The organism is Lysinibacillus capsici (genome assembly GCF_003367505.1).
Lineage (GTDB): Bacteria > Bacillota > Bacilli > Bacillales_A > Planococcaceae > Lysinibacillus > Lysinibacillus capsici.
Genome location: NZ_PXXX01000003.1, coordinates 62,903 through 77,101, shown reverse-complemented (window position 1 = coordinate 77,101; position 14,199 = coordinate 62,903). Strand labels below are relative to the sequence as shown.

General features: G+C 36.6%; 11 protein-coding genes and 1 other RNA gene. 6 read left to right on the top strand and 6 right to left on the bottom strand.

Translation table 11 applies throughout. The features are described from left to right. Positions 1 to 207: 207 nt before the first annotated feature. A complete protein-coding gene (locus tag C7B89_RS01465; RefSeq protein ID WP_115673025.1) occupies positions 208 to 2,097 on the bottom strand; it encodes a hypothetical protein in 1,890 nt (629 codons plus the stop codon). A 241-nt stretch (positions 2,098 to 2,338) separates the two neighbouring features. Between C7B89_RS01465 and C7B89_RS01460 the strand changes: the two genes are divergently transcribed. The 3 genes from C7B89_RS01460 to C7B89_RS01450 all read left to right on the top strand — a co-directional run bounded on the left by C7B89_RS01460 (position 2,339) and on the right by C7B89_RS01450 (position 5,503). After that, the gene (locus C7B89_RS01460) at positions 2,339 to 2,530 is read left to right on the top strand and encodes a helix-turn-helix domain-containing protein (protein ID WP_115673024.1); all 192 of its coding nucleotides are present in this window, start codon (positions 2,339 to 2,341) and stop codon (positions 2,528 to 2,530) included. Positions 2,531 to 2,607: 77 nt separating this feature from the next. After that, a complete protein-coding gene (locus C7B89_RS01455) occupies positions 2,608 to 3,804 on the top strand; it encodes a tyrosine-type recombinase/integrase (RefSeq protein WP_115673023.1) in 1,197 nt (398 codons plus the stop codon). 514 nt (positions 3,805 to 4,318) lie between these two features. After that, positions 4,319 to 5,503 (top strand): site-specific integrase, encoded by a 1,185-nt coding sequence (locus C7B89_RS01450; protein WP_244205538.1) that lies wholly within the window; start codon positions 4,319 to 4,321, stop codon positions 5,501 to 5,503. 127 nt (positions 5,504 to 5,630) lie between these two features. Here C7B89_RS01450 and ssrA read toward each other — a convergent pair. From ssrA to secG, 5 genes are all read right to left on the bottom strand, one after another. Beyond that, positions 5,631 to 5,986: a transfer-messenger RNA gene (gene ssrA, locus C7B89_RS01445) on the bottom strand. 323 nt (positions 5,987 to 6,309) lie between these two features. Next, the gene (gene smpB, locus C7B89_RS01440) at positions 6,310 to 6,777 is read right to left on the bottom strand and encodes an SsrA-binding protein SmpB (RefSeq protein WP_048390901.1); all 468 of its coding nucleotides are present in this window, start codon (positions 6,775 to 6,777) and stop codon (positions 6,310 to 6,312) included. A 71-nt stretch (positions 6,778 to 6,848) separates the two neighbouring features. Next, positions 6,849 to 9,320: a ribonuclease R gene (gene rnr / locus C7B89_RS01435; protein ID WP_115673021.1), complete on the bottom strand. Its 2,472-nt coding sequence runs from the start codon at positions 9,318 to 9,320 to the stop codon at positions 6,849 to 6,851. A 37-nt stretch (positions 9,321 to 9,357) separates the two neighbouring features. After that, entirely contained in the window at positions 9,358 to 10,104 is a 747-nt protein-coding gene (locus C7B89_RS01430) for an alpha/beta hydrolase (protein ID WP_004228103.1), read from the bottom strand. Between the two features lie 188 nt (positions 10,105 to 10,292). Continuing rightward, positions 10,293 to 10,520 carry a preprotein translocase subunit SecG gene (secG, locus tag C7B89_RS01425; RefSeq protein ID WP_004228101.1) on the bottom strand — a complete coding sequence of 76 codons (228 nt, stop codon included), beginning with the start codon at positions 10,518 to 10,520 and terminating at the stop codon, positions 10,293 to 10,295. 205 nt (positions 10,521 to 10,725) lie between these two features. On the opposite strand from secG, the gene C7B89_RS01420 reads away from it, so the two are divergent. From C7B89_RS01420 to C7B89_RS01410, 3 genes are all read left to right on the top strand, one after another. Next, positions 10,726 to 11,973: a transglutaminase domain-containing protein gene (locus C7B89_RS01420; protein ID WP_048390896.1), complete on the top strand. Its 1,248-nt coding sequence runs from the start codon at positions 10,726 to 10,728 to the stop codon at positions 11,971 to 11,973. Positions 11,974 to 12,121: 148 nt separating this feature from the next. Continuing rightward, the gene (locus tag C7B89_RS01415; protein ID WP_054549542.1) at positions 12,122 to 13,768 is read left to right on the top strand and encodes an alkaline phosphatase; all 1,647 of its coding nucleotides are present in this window, start codon (positions 12,122 to 12,124) and stop codon (positions 13,766 to 13,768) included. A 279-nt stretch (positions 13,769 to 14,047) separates the two neighbouring features. Then, a complete protein-coding gene (locus tag C7B89_RS01410) occupies positions 14,048 to 14,185 on the top strand; it encodes a teichoic acid D-Ala incorporation-associated protein DltX (RefSeq protein ID WP_004228095.1) in 138 nt (45 codons plus the stop codon). Positions 14,186 to 14,199: the final 14 nt, after the last annotated feature.

Genomic DNA, 14,199 nt, shown 5'->3' with positions numbered 1-14,199 from the left:
AAAGTAACAAAGTAACAAAGTAACAAAAGTAACAAAGTATACCTCAAAAGATTTATTAATTCCGAATCAAAGTAAATATACTTAATTTTTCATAGTACCTCTCAAATCATGTTACTTTGCTACTTTTTATGTTCGTTTAACTTGTAATTCAAATTAAAAAGGCAGCTTAGATAGCTGCCTTCAACAAAATTACATAATTTCGGTAGTTTAATTAATAGAAACACTAAAGTGTTGAAAGAATTCCGGAATATCTGGATGTTGTAAATCAAAACGCCAAACACGCAAATTTTTGTCACCTATTTTCTTTTGAGCATTCATATTTGTTTTAATGAAGTATGATAATGTTTTTACATCATTTGTAACTTGATTTTTTGTTGTGTAAATTGTTCCTAACCTCGAATCTTCTATAGCAGACCAAGCGTCACCGATTGCCAAATTTAATACCTTTGGCCTCTTATTTTTATCGATATCGATTTTATAATGTACTCCTTCAACTAACGAACCCTTATCTGCTAAATAAGCAATACTTGTTAAATAGTTCACAACGTTTTTATTTTCATCAGCTACAACATACGCCTTGATCATTTCTTTCGTACTAAAATTTATTAGTTCGTCCAATACTTGTTCTACATTTAAATTGATTTTAAAATGTTGCTCAATATTTAGTAGAAATACTTTTGCTCCTGCAAGTAAAACTGCATAATTAGTCCTCACACGCGAAAGCACTTTTTCATTAAGGTATTGGTCAATTAGATTCACATATTCATGGTATGCTTCAATATAGGTATCTCGCCATTCCCCAGATTCTCTCATCATATATTGCCCCATACCAAGTATCAATTCTTTGTTTGACTGAACATTTTTGAATGCCACTTGATCATGAGTAAAAGATGCGGAATCTACTAGGATTGAACGAGTGGATAATGCACTATTACTCACCGCAATTTCTCCTGCAAAAATCAAACTACATCGTATTGGATAATTATATACTTTCAAAATATCTTTATCTCCACGAAATTGATTTCGTCGATTAAAGTAAGCTTTCAAAGCAGCCTCATGCCGCTTATAAAAACTCGTATTTCCATCATCCTGAGCTTCATCGTAACCATATGGTAAGTGGGAATAAAACGAAACTTGCTTTCTTAGAACGTCAATTCTTTCCGGAGGCGAAACAAATTCTACTTCAACCCCTGCGAATTTTGATATCAAATTTAAATATTCAGTTTTACCTGAATGGGTAATTCCATTTGGACTATAAAATGGGAATTGATTTGTTATCTTTTCAATACAACTAATTTGCATTGTCGCTATCATATAACCAATTCCCAAAAACAATTGATTACCATAAAGTTTATAAAGGTCCCTCAATAAAATCTTCACTAAATCAGGTTCAAATTCTTCATCAACATAATGTACTTTAATTTCTAAATTATCAATTAAAAATTTATTTAACATAAAGCTTTTTTTCTCTGTAATGAAAATTCCATCTTCATTTGGAAAAACCACTTCACCATTACAAAAAGCAAATTCCGGAAATACCCACAAATCACCATTCTGCAGGGTATTACCATCTTCGAATCGCTGATACCCAATATAGTTTATTTCTACAACTTCATTACAATCAAACATTTCAATTAGATATTCATTTAAATAATCTAATCTGTATTGATTCCCTAACCAAGCAAAATCACCCTTACTTCTAACAAATTGTCGGAAGGCTTTATTACTTGTTAAAATTTCAGCATTCATTAGAGTGCGAATACTCTCTTTTTTATTTTTCAACTCCATGCAATAATAAATTTCGTTATTATCAGAGCGGACTTTATACACTGGCTTCAAAGTGAAGTTACTAATTCTCACAGTATAAAATTTAACGAAATCCGTATAATTAATACAATTATCATCATATGAAATTGGACTGATAAATGGCTCATCTTCAGTCATTATACTTTTATCTTGCACTGAATTAATGTATACATCTTGAGCGCTATCTGAAAGAGATCCTAATATTTCATTATATAATTTTAACGCTTCAGGTCCTGCTTCAACTACTTTTACTTCGTTATTAACTTCTTTAATATTATTAAGTTGATTCATCCGATATAACCTCTTTCAAAAATATTTGAAATACTATACCAGACGATTTTTTTCTTTTTAACCCCACTTCTTATAATTTCTTATTAATCTAAATTTCCAGTAATTTAAGTAACATCAAACAACATTACTTAATGCTAAATATAGTTCAATAGACTTATTTATATTTTTTTACTATTCACCTCTTAGAATATGGTTACTTAGCAAGTATAGTATTTCAAAGCTCGAAAGGAGGGAATTTCAAATGCAATATTCTAAGCATACGGAAACAATTATAGAATGGATGGATTTAAAAACTGCTGCAGCTTATCTAAATGTCTCATATAAGACACTTATGACATTTCGTCAGATGGGGCTAGAAATTGTAGAAATCGGCCGCATTCGTCGCGTATCAAAATCTGCATTAGATGAATTTATGAAAAAAAATAGTTTTTAATAATATTTTTATCATATAAATGGGGATTATTTTCTAAATTTAATCCCCAACCATAACTATTTTAGGAGGACAAAACTATGGAACAAATATCAAAGAAACATCGACAAATCAAAAAATACACACTAAAGAACGGTGAAATCAAATATAAATTTACAGTTTATCTAGGTATAGATCCCTTGACTGGAATCGAAAAACCTGTAACACGCAGTAGCTTTAATTCTGTAAAAGAAGCTGAATTAGCAATTGATAAACTAAAATACGAATTTAAACAAGGAAAAAAGCCAGAAAATAATCGTAAAACTTTTCAAGAAGTATATTTAGATTGGGATAAAGATTATAAAGAATCTGGCGTTAAAATGAGTACGTATTCAAAAACAGAAGGGTATTTTAAAAATCATATCCTTCCCTATTTCGGGGATAAAAAAGTGGCAAAAATTACTGTACGCCACTGCGAAGAATTTGGATTAAATTTAAAAAAGAGCTTGAAATATTTTCACCATATTATTAATTACGCAAAAGACGTACTTGATACTGCAACAAGATATGATTATATTCATGTAAACCCTTTCGATAAAATGAAAAAATATCCAAAGGAAGGCAAACATATTAAAATTAATAATTATTTAGAAACAGACGAATTAAAACGATTATTAGATTATGCTTCAAATGATAATTGGGAATCATACACGCTTTTACGATTATTAGCATTGACAGGTATTCGTAAAGGAGAGATGCGTATTTTAACCTGGTCTGATTTAGACTTCGAAAAAAAATTACTAAAAATCTATGGGGCTTACTCCTATTCAAAACATAATCACGGCAATAATATAAGCTCAACGAAAACAGACCTAGATCGAGAAATTCTCTTAGATGATATGACTTTAAAAGTATTAAAAAAATGGAAAAAAGAACAACTGTTACGCCTTCAAATGCTAGGTCTAACACCTAAGCAAGCCGAAGATCAACTTATTTTTAGTAATACTAAAAACAAGATTGTGAAAGATAACTATGCAAACAATTTTTTCAGTAATTATCTAGAAATTTTGAACATCCGTCATTTCGGAGTGCATGGTTTGCGTCACACTCATGCTACACATTTATTAGAAGCAAACCCTCATTCTGAAGGTATTCGAACTGACGGGGAAAAACAGCGATTAGGTCATACAGGCAAACAAGATACAACTAGCAAATATTATCGTCATATAACTTATCCGATTATGGAGTATACATTAGAGAGATATACTGAATATTTAAATTCTAAAGGCATTTATTAAGAGGATTAGAATAATGGAACAATATAAGAATATCGATTAATTTTCAATCATTTAGAATGTCAATCCTCTCACCAGAGAGCGTTTGTGCTATGAGAAAAATATAGACGCTCTGCATATAAATGATACTTGGTTAATTAACACTAAATACAGTCCACTTCTAACTTTTTATGTATTTGTTAGACAAGCTGGTTAGTGAATTCAATGAGTTAGGAGCATCATTCATTTATATAATGCATTTAAATCTAAAAGATAAAATAAATGATATGCCGTTATTTTAACTAAAAATACTACAGCAAGAATACAGTATGCTGAATTAGCGCAATTATGTTACATTCGCTATTTATTAGGTTACCAAATTGAAACTGGTTGTTACCCTTTCTTTCTAAAGGACCGACGCTTAAAACTTTAATGTTTTAAGCGTTTTCTTATTTGCTGAAAAAGAATTTATTACATACAATAAACGTGTAGTATCTACTACATCCTTTAGTCTCCGTAAGCTAAAGGAGGAAATATAGTGAATCTTAAAACATATAAACTGCAAAATGGTGAGGTGCGCTATAAATTTCATATTTATATTGGAACCAATCCACTAACAGGTAAAGAAAAAACCACAACCCGTAGCGGGTTTAAATCGAAAAAAGAAGCGAAAGAAGCGTATTTGACGTTACAACAAGAAATCAAAAATGGCACATTCGGGAAAGTCGCCAAAGACACTTATCGCGAGGTGTACGATTTATGGATTGAAAACTATGAAAACACAGTAGAAGACAGCACTTTTCTAAAAACTACTCGAATTTTTCAAAATCATATTTTACCCGCATTTGGAGATTACCGAATCGCTAATATTGATACAGCGATTTGTCAAAAACACGTTAACCAATGGGCTAAAAAGCTAGAGCGTTTTCGCATGGTAAAAAATTATGCTGCATTAGTAATGAAATACGCTATGAAGCATGGAATCCTCGAAAAAAATCCTTTTGAACTTGTTGAATTGCCTGTTATTAAAAAGAAAATTAATTTAGATGATGACGATGAGGAATTTGAAAACTTTTATACGCGTGAGCAGCTTCTTGAGTTTCTTACTTGTTTAGAGATTGATAAAAATATAAAGCGAATCGCTGTATTCTATCTACTAGCTTTTTCGGGAATGCGCAAAGGAGAAGCATTTGCACTTCGCTGGAACGATATTAATTTTGAAGAAAATGAAATTCGAATTAATAAAGCGGTTAAGAGAGGTAAGAATGGGTTATATTTAGGTCCTACTAAAAATGGGGATCCGCGAACGATTAAAATTGATGGGAAGACATTACAGTATTTAGCTGCGTGGAAAGAAGAACAAGCCAAACTTTTCAAAGCAAATGGAATTAATACAAATACTAAAAAGCAGCTTGTTTTCTCAAATGTTTATAATGGTATTCAAGATCCAAATAAAACCGTTCAATGGCTAACCCCTTTTTTAGAAAAGCATAGTCTTGAACACATTACCGCTCATGGATTACGGCATACACACTGCTCCTTACTATTTGAAGCTGGTGCATCTATTAAAGAAGTTCAATTTCGTCTAGGGCATCGTGATGTCAAAACTACTTTAGATGTCTATGCACACGTAACTAAAAAAGCAAAATCTGAAACGATTGATAAATTCACTAATTTCTTAAATGAAAATGATCCAATTGCCAAAGGACTAACAAAGGATTAACAAAGGGTAATAAGGTTTTTAATAAGGATTCAATACCACTCAGTACAACTCAAAAACATAAAAAAAGCGCCACAAACGTTGTTATATCAACGTTTATGACACTCAGTGAAATTCAGTACATTTCACAGTATGGAGACGGCGGGAGTCGAACCCGCGTCCAGAAACTCCAATACTTCAGCTTCTACGCGTGTAGTTTGCCTATTTACGATTCACGTAACATTATGCCGACAAACAGGCGTCCTGTACGCTAACCTGGAAATCTCTTGCCGATGACTCAGGTGGCACCATCGACCGTATCCCACTAAAGTTGGGCCCCACGTTCTCTACATGGGCGATAGAGAGGCAGAGCGCTTACGAGCTTACGCTGCGAAAGCTAAGTTTTGTTGTTTGCCAGTTATTATATAACTGTCGTTGATGACGGAGCCGAGCCCTCCGACGCGCGACCAAAGCTTGAACCATCCCTGTCGAATCCGTAACGTCCCCTTGAATATGAAGCGAAGCGGCTTGGCCTCGTTCAAACAAAGAGCTAGAATTGCTTCTAGTACGGTGGGAGCTTAAAAGTACGCTTCCATGAAATCTGGCAATCAGTAATACATATTATAAAACAAAATGAGAGAGAGTTCAAGTGTACCGCTTTAATAGAAAAAATTGGCTTCGCTATAAATACTATCCGCCAGATTAAGTCTGCTATCCACCACTTTTCAACCTCTATCCGTCACTTTCGCCATTCTATCCGCCAAACTCGCTCGCCCCACCCAACAACGAAAAAACTCACCGCTATCCGCAGTGAGCTTTCTCTAAATCTATTAATATTGATTTTTTGCTTTGAAGGCACGTTCCATCTCGCGTTTGGCTTCTTTTTTGCGCATGTCGCTACGCTTGTCGTAATCTTTTTTCCCTTTACCAATGCCGATTAGGAGCTTGGCGTAGCCATCCTTGATGTACATTTTCAGTGGAACGATTGTGTAGCCGTCACGTTTTACGGCACCGACTAGCTCGCCGATTTGCTTTTTGTGGAGCAGCAGCTTGCGGGTGCGTAGTGGATCGTGATTGAAGCGGTTGCCTTGTTCAAAGGCGCTAACGTGCATATTGTTGATCCATGCTTCGCCATTGCGGACGCGGACAAAGGAGTCTTTCAGTTGAACTTTGCCTGCACGGATGGATTTGATTTCTGTACCTGTTAGGACCATGCCTGCTTCGATTGTTTCTTCGATGAAGTAGTCGTGGCCTGCTTTTTTGTTTTGTGCTAATACTTTACCAGAACCTTTTGCCATATCTTTCACCCTCTACTTAAAAGGTTGAGCTTAAGCGAAAGCACCCTTTCAATGGATACTTTCGCTTAGGCTTATTTACGTTTTGTTTTTTTCTTTTTGCCTTTTTTGGCAATGCCCTCATAGAACTTTTGCTTTTGCTTCACGCGTTTTTTTGGACCTGGGCTTGAGTCATCTTTGCGGCGTCCACGTGGATCACGGTCACTTTCGCGTCGTTCACCTTGCTTTGATGAGCTACGAGTTCCACGATCATCCTCTTGACGGCCGCCTCTACGATTGCCACCACGTCCGCCTTTTTCCTCATCATTGCGTGTGCTTCGGCGACTGCGTCCACCTTTGTTATCGCTGTAATTTTTACGTGCATGAATAACAGTTGGTGCTGCTTTGCGTGTTCGTCCATATGAAGTTACCATTCCAACGATTTCAAAGTCAATGGATGACTCCTCAATAATGACATTTGCCACACGAACTGTCACTTCATCCCCAATACGGAATTGGCGATTTGTTCGTTCCCCGATCATAATCATTTGACGATCATCGAAGCGGTAGTAATCATCAGTCATATTACTAATATGGACAAGTCCTTCGATGGTGTTTGGTAGCTCCACGAAAATACCGAAGTTTGTAATGGATGAAACAATTCCTTCGAATTCTTCGCCAATTTTGTCGGACATATATTGTGCTTTTTTCAGTGCGTCTGTATCACGTTCTGCATCAACAGCACGACGTTCACGCTCAGATGTGTGGTCAGCAATTTCATCCATTGCCATACTCCACTGTGCAATGGTTTCTCTCGATGTATCCTTGTTAATTAAATACGTACGAATTAAACGGTGTACAACTAAGTCAGGATAACGACGAATTGGTGATGTGAAGTGTGTATAGAAATCCGTTGATAAGCCAAAGTGTCCAAGACTTTCTGGGTAGTACTTCGCCTGCTGCATTGAACGTAGGAGCATCGTTGAGATAACAGGCTCCTCTGGCATACCTTCAATTGCCTTCAAAACATCCTGTAATGCCTTAGGATGAACGGTATTACCAGTACCTTTAATTAAAATCCCGAAATTCGTGACAAATTCAAAGAAGCGTTGAAGCTTTTCAGGCTTTGGATCTTCGTGAATACGGTATAGAAACGGTACATTCATCCAGTGGAAGTGCTCTGCCACTGTTTCATTGGCAGCTAGCATGAAATCTTCAATTAATTTCTCCGCTACTGTTCGTTCACGTAATTCAATATCAACGGGCCATCCTTCTTCGTTTACGATCACCTTGGATTCTTTGAAGTCAAAGTCAATAGCTCCTCGCATTTCGCGTTTACGGCGTAAAATACCAGATAGCTCAGCCATGTTTTTAAACATTGGAACAAGTGGCTCATAGCGTTTAATTAATGCCTCATCCTGCTCCTCTAAAATCTTGTAAACGTCCTTATACGTCATACGCTCAGTCGTTTTAATGACACTTTGGAAAATTTCGTGTGCAACCACATTACCATTCGCATCAATAATCATTTCACAGGATAGTGTTAAACGGTCAACCTGTGGATTTAATGAACAAATGCCGTTTGATAAACGATGTGGAATCATTGGAATGACACGGTCTGTTAAATAAACACTTGTCGCACGATCGTAAGCTTCAATGTCAATGACTGAGCCTTGCGTTACATAATAACTTACGTCTGCAATATGTACGCCAAGCTTATACGTACCATCTACATTTTTCGTTACGGTTACTGCATCATCTAAATCCTTTGCATCTGCCCCATCAATTGTCACAATCGTTTCATGACGTAAATCACGACGACCTACTAAATCGGCCTCGGTAATTTCATCTGGTACACGCTGTGCAGCAGCAATGACTTCATCTGGGAATTCAGGTGGAATGTCATGCTTATATAAAATGGATAAAATGTCCACACCTGGATCATTTTTATGCCCTAAAATTTTTGTAATATAGCCTGTAGCGGATTTTAAATCCTCTGGCCATGTTGCTACCTCAACAACAACCTTATGTCCATCGACAGCTCCTAATGTATCTCCTTTGGCAATAAAGATATCCATTGGTAGCTTTTTATCGTCTAGGACAACAAAGCCGAAGCCACGGTTAGCCTGAAATGTGCCGACAAAGCTTGTTTGACCGCGCTCAACGACCTTTGTAACCGTACCCTCACGTCGATCACCAAATGATTCCTTTAAAACACGAATCAGAACGATGTCTCCGTTAATGGCACCGTTAATTTCATGCGGCGGAATGAACACATCATCCATGCCCTCGACATCAGGTGTCACGAAGCCAAAGCCCTTCGCATGTCCGATAAATTTACCTCTTAGCAAATTCATACGCTCTGGTAGGCCATAGCGATTGGAGCGAGAGCGTACAACTAAGCCTTGCCCTTCCATGCGGACAAGTGTTTTCACAAGCTCCTTGAACTCCTCCGCATCCTCAAAGCCGAATTCATCCTCGATTTCACCGACGGTTAGTGGTTTATAATCATCTTTGCTGAAAAAATCGAGTAAACGACTTTGTAGTGTATCTTTTTGATCTTTCATACATATTCCCTCCTTCATGAGAAAATCCTATTTATAATTATTGTGCCCAATTTAGGCTTTCTAAAAAGCGATAAATGTCCTCATGTAATTGATCTTTTTCTTGATCTAATGTAATAACATGTTTTGAGTTTTCATACCACTTGATGTGCTTTTCAAGTGACTCAGTTTGATTATATATAATGTTGGCAGATTCTGTCTCTATTACTTCATCATTTGTAGCTTGTACGACGAAAATAGGCGCGTAAATCATGTCAATTTCTTGACGAGTGCGAGCTATAAATTCTCGTAGCTGCTGTAGAGATGGCATGCCTTTGTCAGCAATGCTTGCAACTTCAGCTTCAATTTGCTCTTCCTGTTTCCCTTGGAACTTTTTATAGTCCCTTGCATATTTCAAGACACCCTCAAACATAACGTCGGTTGTACGCATTGTCATAGGGGCACACATTGTCACAATTCCTTTAACAGGATTATTTAATGCAACGTTTAATGCCATAACACCGCCTAATGAAAGGCCAGCAACGGCTATTTCCTGATAGCCAGCATCCTGTAACTGTTTGTAGGCGGCAATAACATCCTGCCACCAGTCTGCTGGACCTGTTGTGATTAGTTCTTCTGGTTCCACACCGTGACCTTTATAGTGAGGTGCTAATGTAGTATACCCTTTTTTCTCTAAAAATCTACCAAGCATTCGTACGTCTGCAGAGCTTCCTGTGAAGCCGTGTAATAATAAAACAGCACGTGGTCCTGCCTGAAAGAAAAATGGCTGTGATAATGATTTGTTCACTGTAAGCACTCCTTCATTCTAAAACACTTATACATACTATACCCATTCTCGTCATCTCAATGATGCCCAGCGGATGACATTGGTTATTGCATTACCATTCATTTATTACTCCAGAGAGAGAATTTACCATTTAACAATGATAAAAGAAAACGCCCAACCAATTCGGTTAGGCGATATATCTTCAACTATTAGATTTTTGTAATAGCGATTGCTAATAAAAAGAACACTATAGCTAACACAATTGTTGCACGGTGAAGGATTAAATCCATACCACGTGCTTTTTGCTTTCCAAATAGTTGCTCAGCTCCACCCGAGATGGCACCTGATAAGCCTGCACTTTTACTAGATTGAAGTAATACCACAACGATTAACGCTAATGATACGATAACTAATGAAACTAATACTACTGTATGCATTTACTGCACCTCCCGAACTTTGAAACATCACAACAGACTACATTATAACAAAAAAAGGTTACGATGACAAACTTCGCTTTATGTTTTGCTGGAAATTTTCCGCCTCATGCTTCCATCCTTGTCGACTTATGCTACTATTTGTGGATGTCACTCCCTATAAATTAAACTATAATGGCAAAAATGAATTTTTTTGGAGGGTGGGAAAATGAATAAAAAAATAGCAGCGCTGCTTGTGCTATGCTGCATGATTCCGTTTCTTACTGCATGCTCAAAGGCCATTGACCTACTTCTTGAGGAAGAGGATGTAACAACTACGACCTTAGCAGAAGAAACAGAGAATGATATGAAGAAGCCAGAAAGTAAAGCGTTATCTGCCTCTTTTTCACCTAATGATCTTTTTTCAACCTCATTATTTAAGGATGATCCTGCCTTACTACAATTCACTAAAAAAGTCGAAAAACAAGTAGCAAAGTTTGAACAGCACTTTGAAGTCCCTTATACCGGGAAGCTACACTTCGAAGATTTTGAGGTGCAGCTGAATGACTTAAATAGCCTGCTTTCTTTCGTTGATCCCTATACAGCTGGTTATTTTCTTACTTATGAATGGACGGCTTGGGAAACCGAGGATGGCTATTTGGTAGAGTTGTCGATTGATTACTTAACAGATGCCAAAAAGGAGCAAAAGGTCGATCAATATGTAGAGGCTTTTGCTGACCAGTATATTACGACAGATATGACAGATTTTGAACGTGCTAAAATCATTAATGATACGGTCGTACAGTTAGCCACTTATACAGAACAAGGCTCTACTGAGGGACAAACGGTTTTTGAGCTGATAGACGAGGAAACTGCGGTATGTCAAGCCTATGCTCTACTAGCTTATCGCCTACTATTAGCATCGGATGTAGAAGCTAAATACGTATATGGCTATAGTGAGGATCAGCTGCATGCTTGGAATTTAGTCAGTATCGATGGCAATTGGTATCATCTTGATACAACGTGGAATGATGTGGATTCAGCGGAGCCTTATGCGATTTCCTATGAATACTTTTTAGTCAGTGATGAAAAACTAAGCCAAGATCATTTATGGGTAAATGAAAATTATTTTACTGCTACAAATAACAATTATGATTTTATGCATGATATGTGGTATGCCAATACTGTGGATGATGTGATTTATTATAATAGTATCAATGATAATATGGTCTATTCCTATAATTTAGACACAAATGAAAACAATCAAATTACAGAAACGGCATGCTATTATTTAGCTACTTATGATGATTTCATTTATTGCAGTGACTATGACAATGCCGGTTATTTAACAAAAATTAATGTCCAGGACGGCTCCGAAGAAGTCTTATTTGAAGATGAAGTCCTCAACTTGTACATTGAAGAAGACATTTTATATTATGAAACAATTGATGGCGCACAACATCAGGAAAATTTGTAATGCCCCAAAAGAATCTGTGTGACTTTTACACAGATTCTTTCCTTCCCCAATATTTACATAATTACCATATTCCATTAACAAACCTTTAACGCTAGCTTTACACCATTCCTTTACACTTACAATTGAATTCACCTAAAGGAGGAAAATCATGAAATACGCAAAAAAATGGACTTCATTGTTCTTAGCAAGTGCAGTGACTTTATCCGCAGTTAGTATCCCACAGCAAGAGGTACATGCAGCCGAAGTAAAGAAACCGACAAATGTCATTATGCTTGTGATGGATGGTAGCAGTAATAATGCTGTCACCCTTTCTCGCTGGTATAAAGGTGAAAGCCTAGCAATGGATGAAATTTTATCGGGTGCTATGCGCACATATTCTGCTGAATCTGCCATTACCGATTCCGCGCCTGCTGCGACAGCATTAGCAACTGGGCATAAATCGAACGATAAATATATAGGTGTGCTGCCCTCTGTGATCAACTCCCCTGGATTAACGCAAATCGCTAAGGAAGATGCCTTCCGACCTGTAGCCAATGTGCTAGAAGGAGCTAAACTGCAAGGTAAGGCTACTGGATTAATTTCTACTTCCGAAATTCAACATGCTACACCAGCTGGTTTTTCTGCACATGTCAACAATAGAAGTCAATATGGGGATATAGCAGAGCAGCAGGTTTATCAAAATATTGATGTTGTCTTAGGTGGTGGACTGGAATCACTATCACCAGGCACATCGAAAAACGCTCGTCAAGATGGCGAGGATTTAATCAAAGTTTTGAATGAAAAAAACTATGATCTCGTTAAAACGCGCGATGAGCTATTTAACAGTCAATCCTCAAAAATTTGGGGAAGCTTTGCGCCAAGTGCACTTGCTTATGATTTAGATCGTGCTAAAACAAGAGCATCTGAGCCTACACTTGCTGAAATGACAAATAAAGCAATCAATACGCTGAAAAAGGATGAGGATGGCTTCTTCCTCTTTGTAGAAGGTAGTAAGGTTGACTGGGCTGCACATGCCAACGATACTATTGGTATCATTAGCGATATTTTATCATTCGATGATGCAGTGAAAGAAGCGGTTGATTTTGCGAAGGAAGATGGTAATACTTTAGTCATCGCAGTAACTGATCATGGAAATAGTGGCATTACGATGGGGAACGCTAATACAACTAGTACCTATTCCAGCATTCCAGTCTCTGCGTACATCGACCCGTTAAAAAAAGCTACAATGACCATTGAAGGAGCTTTAAGCCAACTAAAAGAAGATCGCTCGAATTTAGTTGAGGTCGCTGCTCTTTATGGCTTAGATTCATTAACGGAGGACGAGCTTAAAACATTACAGTCTGCTAAAGACTTAGGCAATGAAATGGTAAAAATGCTAGCCAATCGTGCAAACATTGGTTATACAACAGGTGGCCATACGGGTGAAGATGTATTCTTATATTCATTTGGTCCTTCTAAATTGACAGGATTAGTAGAAAACACTGATTTAGCCCATACAATGGCACGCTTTATGGGCTTTGACTTAAACACATTAACAAATGAATTATATGTGCCTGCAACGAAGGCATTTACGGAAAAAGGATTTACAACAAAAATTGACTTATCGAATAAAGAAAACCCAACATTTATTGCACAAAAAGCAGATGTTACAGTGAAAATTCCAGTCAATAAAAACACGATGATCTATGAACAAACTTCAACAAACACGGCAAAGACTCATACATTTGATACAATCAATGTCTACAATGGCTCTGAATTTTATATATCTAAAAAAGTTATTAATGAAGTGAAATAAAAATAATAGCGCGAACATAAGTTGAGATTATTCCCTTATGTTCGTGCTTTTTTTACATAAGTAAACCAGCCAATAATTTGTAAACTCTACGTATCCCCCCAAAACCTTAAATTTACCTTAAATTAATCTTATGATTTACTGAATTCATCTTAATTCAGCAACATTTTTCTCCACATTCCGTCAAATCAGTGTTAAAAACATAAGGTAAGGATTTTTAACTAGTAAATTACTATTTTTTGAAAGTTTAATCCTATACTTTTTTTCATTGGAGGTGGACAAATGCAATCCATCAAAAATAATGAGTATCTACGCTTTATTGGCTTCACGTTGTTTTATTTGATTGTTTTGGTACTGTTGTTTCTTATACATGGCTTCCATGATATGAACGCTGGACCATTTATATATACGGAATTTTAAATAAAGGAGATTAA

Excerpts from the sequence above, each read along its gene's own strand:
- C7B89_RS01460 (WP_115673024.1), top strand. The coding sequence starts at position 2,339 with ATGCAATATTCTAAGCATACGGAAACAATTATAGAATGGATGGATTTA.
- C7B89_RS01455 (WP_115673023.1), top strand. The coding sequence starts at position 2,608 with ATGGAACAAATATCAAAGAAACATCGACAAATCAAAAAATACACACTA.
- C7B89_RS01420 (WP_048390896.1), top strand. The coding sequence starts at position 10,726 with ATGAATAAAAAAATAGCAGCGCTGCTTGTGCTATGCTGCATGATTCCG.
- C7B89_RS01465 (WP_115673025.1), bottom strand. The coding sequence starts at position 2,097 with ATGAATCAACTTAATAATATTAAAGAAGTTAATAACGAAGTAAAAGTA.
- rnr (WP_115673021.1), bottom strand. The coding sequence starts at position 9,320 with ATGAAAGATCAAAAAGATACACTACAAAGTCGTTTACTCGATTTTTTC.
- smpB (WP_048390901.1), bottom strand. The coding sequence starts at position 6,777 with ATGGCAAAAGGTTCTGGTAAAGTATTAGCACAAAACAAAAAAGCAGGC.
- C7B89_RS01410 (WP_004228095.1), top strand. The coding sequence starts at position 14,048 with ATGCAATCCATCAAAAATAATGAGTATCTACGCTTTATTGGCTTCACG.
- secG (WP_004228101.1), bottom strand. The coding sequence starts at position 10,520 with ATGCATACAGTAGTATTAGTTTCATTAGTTATCGTATCATTAGCGTTA.
- C7B89_RS01415 (WP_054549542.1), top strand. The coding sequence starts at position 12,122 with ATGAAATACGCAAAAAAATGGACTTCATTGTTCTTAGCAAGTGCAGTG.